This window comes from Demequina sp. (genome assembly GCF_024642165.1).
In the GTDB taxonomy this organism is placed as follows: domain Bacteria; phylum Actinomycetota; class Actinomycetes; order Actinomycetales; family Demequinaceae; genus Demequina.
Genome location: NZ_JAHEBP010000091.1, coordinates 4,137 through 8,146 on the forward strand (window position 1 = coordinate 4,137; position 4,010 = coordinate 8,146).

At 70.5% G+C, this 4,010-nt stretch carries 4 protein-coding genes; 2 read left to right on the forward strand and 2 right to left on the reverse strand.

Translation table 11 applies throughout. From position 1 onward, the window contains the following. Positions 1-2,188: sigma-70 family RNA polymerase sigma factor (locus Q0L54_RS08665; RefSeq protein ID WP_296667228.1), on the reverse strand; the 2,188-nt coding region annotated here is incomplete at its 3' end. 170 nt (positions 2,189-2,358) lie between these two features. On the opposite strand from Q0L54_RS08665, the gene Q0L54_RS08670 reads away from it, so the two are divergent. Both Q0L54_RS08670 and Q0L54_RS08675 read left to right on the forward strand, forming a co-directional pair. Continuing rightward, positions 2,359-3,132 (forward strand): hypothetical protein, encoded by a 774-nt coding sequence (locus tag Q0L54_RS08670; RefSeq protein WP_296667230.1) that lies wholly within the window; start codon positions 2,359-2,361, stop codon positions 3,130-3,132. A 105-nt stretch (positions 3,133-3,237) separates the two neighbouring features. Continuing rightward, positions 3,238-3,465, forward strand: coding sequence for a DUF167 family protein (locus Q0L54_RS08675; RefSeq protein WP_296667233.1), 228 nt, complete (start codon positions 3,238-3,240; stop codon positions 3,463-3,465). A 9-nt stretch (positions 3,466-3,474) separates the two neighbouring features. On the opposite strand, the gene Q0L54_RS08680 is transcribed toward Q0L54_RS08675, so the two are convergent. Next, entirely contained in the window at positions 3,475-3,888 is a 414-nt protein-coding gene (locus Q0L54_RS08680; RefSeq protein WP_296667237.1) for a MerR family transcriptional regulator, read from the reverse strand. Between the last annotated feature and the right edge of the window lie 122 nt (positions 3,889-4,010).

A 4,010-nucleotide genomic window follows, 5' to 3' on the forward strand; every position in this document is an offset into this window, starting at 1 on the left:
CCGCCGTGTTGAGCGGCACCATCGTCTGCTCGTCGTTGTCGTACTTCGAATCGGCGCTGTTTCCGCGGAACGCCATGATCGAGGTGCAGTCGCGGTTGGTGACGTCGCACGCGAGCAGGGGTGCACCCACCTGGGTCGCAGCCACGTGGCCAGTGAATGTCGAGGCGCCATCGAGAGCGACGGGGTTGTCCGAGAGCCCGGTGCGCACCCGGTAGTTCACGGAGTTGTCGCCGGAAGCCGCCGAGAAGTCTGTCCAGGCGTCGTCGCCGAGCGATGCGCCGGTCGCGATCGACGCGAGGTCCAGGTCGAGCGTGGACCGCGTACCAGCGGCGAGCTCGTCGAGCGTGCAGTCGGCGGTGGTGCGCGTGTCGTCGAGTTCGCAGGTCCAGTCGCCGGCGTCGAGGGTGGACGATGCGGCGAAGCGCAGGTAGCTGCCGATTTTCTCCGCGCTTACCAGTGACAGCGCCGCGGGCTCGCCGCCAGGCGCCGCGAAGGTCAGGCCTGCGGGAAGGACGATGCTCGCGGCCACGTCGTCCGCGGCGTCCGCGCCCGAATTGGCGAGCGACATCGACACGCTCGGGGTTGAGCGCTGGATGCTGAGGAATCCGAGGGGCGACGATGCGATGGACAGCGACACGTTCGGAGGGGTACCCGTGCCTCCGCCGGTACCGCCAGTACCGCCAGTACCGCCAGTACCGCCAGTGCCACCGGTTCCGCCGGTACCGCCGGTTCCGCCAGTGCCACCGGTACCGCCAGTGCCACCAGTGCCATCGGTGCCGCCAGTGCCGCCAGTGCCACCGGTACCGCCAGTGCCACCGGTACCGCCAGTGCCACCGGTACCGCCAGTGCCACCGGTACCACCGGTACCACCAGCACCCGAACCTGAGTTGGTGCCGCTCCCGGTGTTCGTCACGACGACGACCGGCGCGTCGACCGGGGGCGCGTCCGCCGGCGGCTCGGCTCCGAGCCCAGGAACGATGAGCTCGTCCGCCGGGGTGCTTTCGTCTGCCGGAATCGTAGGCGCGACGTCCGGCTCTCCGTCGACGGGCGTGCCCGGCTCAGTCTCGCCGGTGCCGGGCCCCTCCACGGAGTCGGGTGCGGGCGCCGGCGCGGGGTCGGTCACCGTCTCGGCGGCCGCGGCGGGGTTGGGGTCCTGACCCACGAGCCCGAACAGGCTCGCGCCCGTCATGACGAGGGAGACCACGCCCAGCACCGCCGCCGCGGGGATGGCGAACGCCGCGAGGCCGTTGGCGACGGACGCGAGCCCGCCAGCTGCCGTCCCGCCGGCGGTGGCGCCCGTGGCACCCCCAGCGCCGCCAGCCGAGCCTGCGGCGCCGGCGGCGCCTCCGGCGGCTGCCGCACCGAGCGCGCCGCCGATGGGCAGCCCGCCCTCGAGCGCCTGGACGCCCGCGAAGCCCATGAACAGCGGCGCGATGATTCCCCGCATGCCACGGTTGACGTCCTCGAGTTCCGCCACCAGCGCGGTGCACTTGACGCACCCGCGCACGTGATCGTCGACCTTGGTGTGCTCCCTCTTCGACAGCCCGCCGCGCACGTACGAACCCAACTGTGCGTTGGCCTCGAGGCAGTTGACCGTGTCGGAGCCGTTGAGGTGCTGCTGGAGATAGGCCTGCCGCAGCGCCTCGCGAGCGCGGTACGCCAGCGCGGCGACACCGTTGGCCGAGAGCCCGAGCAGGGGCGCGATCTCCTTGGGGTTCTTCTTCTCGACCTCCGTGTACCAGAGCACGGCGCGCCAGCGCTCGGGCAGAGAGCGGTAGGCGTCCGCAACCATGGCCTGCTCAAAGGTGTCGAGCGCGGGCTCGTCGGAACCCGGCTGGTGTCCCAGCGCCGATTCGAATGGAGACATGTCGTCGCGCGGGCGTGCGCGCTTCGTCTTCTCGATGACGTCGAGCCCCGTGCGTCGCACGATGGTGAAGAGGTAAGCGCGGAACGCGAGGTCCGGGCCGTCGCCCTGCTGCAGCGCCCGCAGGATGCGCGAGAAGGCCTCCGAGACCACGTCTTCGGCATCCGCGGTGCTGTTGGAATAGTGGTACGCGACCTTGCGTGCGGCGTCCACGTGCCGCTCGTAGAGCACGCCGAAGGCGGCTGGGTCGCCGGCGCGCACGCCTGCGATCAGCTCAGGGTCGCTGGACGTCTCCGTCCACAGCGACATCGCCTCCTGCGTCATGTGATCTCTCGTTCCTCAGTGCCGAACTTCGATACCGTCATTCTCCCTGGACGGTCTAGAGAGGGGCAAGCGTATCGGTGAGTGATTCATCACACGCCGCTCCTGACGAAGTTTCGAAAGTTTTTTTGGAAGTCGCGTCATAGTCGCGTGGGGACCCCCTCTCATCCGGCATGACCAGCGATGTGAACGTTCCGGGTGCGGTGCCAACCGCGGCGCTGCTGCGCAGGTGGGAGACCGCCAGCATCGGCACCGTGTGGCGCCGTCCTGGCGACTGGTTCACGCCCGCCGCCGAGGCACTCGTGGAGGCTCTCGAGAGCCGTCTCGACACGGCCCCCGCCGCCTACCGCCTGGGTCAGGCGAGGGCGCTCGCGGGTGTCGGTATCACCGAGGCGATCGATGACATGGCGGTGCTCTTCCGTTCCGCGGGATTCGAGTCCGCGCCCATTCGTTCCATCCGTTCGCTCTGCGAGGGATGGACCGAGGGCGAGGCCGCTCACCGCATGGTCCCCTCGATGAACGATCCCGAGTCCGGGCTCGGCACTCTTGAATACCTGATCGCCCGCCTGGGCGAGATCTACGGTGCGGGCGACCGCGCCGGCGTTCCGATCAGCTCCACGCACGCTCTGGTGATCGTGGACGTCGCGGCCGCCGATTCGGACCCCTGGCAGCGGATGGCGCGCAACGCCGCCATCGGCCACGCCCTTCAAGACGCGTACGGCAAGGGCCACCCGATGGCCCGCCTCGCGGACGGACTGTACGCGGTGCTCGTCGACCGTGGCCCCGACATGGGCCATGGGATCGCCGAGCTTCGTGACCACATTTCCCAGCGCGCCATCCAGATGCGCGTGGGAAACCTCATGCGGCAGCCGCCACGAGTCTGGATCGAATCGCTTCCAGACACCCACGGTTACGCCGTGGACCTCGTGGAGTCTCTGCAGAGATGAGGGGGGGCGAGGGGCCGGCACCGAGCTGAGGGCGGTGCCGGCCCTTCGTTGTCTCCCCGGGGGGCCTTGCGTCTCCCGGGGAGACACATGCGGGACGATGAGCGGATGAGGTATCGCGTTCGCGTCAAGCCCGGATCCCGCAAGGGTCCGCTGGTCGAGACCGGTGACGACGGCCTGCTCGTGGTCCACGTGCGCGAGCGGGCCGTGGACGGAGCCGCGAACGAGGCCGCCGTCGCGGCCCTCGCCGCTCACCTGGGCGTCGCGCGGCGGGAGGTGCGCATCGTCACCGGCCACTCCGCACGCGTCAAGACGGTCGAGGTGACGGAGCCCTAGGCTCGCGATTCAGTCGCGGCGGCCGCTCCACAGCACCACCGAGCGGCCCTCGTCACGCCGGGCGCGGCGCCCGCGCTCGACGATGACGACGCTCCCGTTCGGGCCCGTGGTGAACACCCGCGAGCCCGTGTCGGCCCGCGGCCGCAGCCGCTCCACCTCGCCCTCGAGGCGCTGCACCTGCCGCGAGAGCGTAAGGATGCGGGCGATGCCCGCGAGGTTGATCCCCTCCTCCTGGCTCATGCGCTGCACCTCGCGCAGGGTGGCGACGTCGCGCAGCGAGTAGCGGCGGCCGCCCCCCGGGCGGCGACGCGGCACCACCAGGCCCAGGCGGTCGTATTGGCGCAGGGTCTGCGCGTGCATGCCCGCGAGCTCGGCGGCGGCAGAGATGAGGAACACCGGTTCGTCGACGTCGGGCTGCTCCATGGTCCACCTTCTCCCTAGCGAGTGGCGTCCGAGTACAGCGACGCGCGCGGATCGTCGTCGCCGGTGGCCTCGACCAGCGACTCGAGCGCCCGCTTGGCCTCTCTCGACAGCTTGCGCGGCAC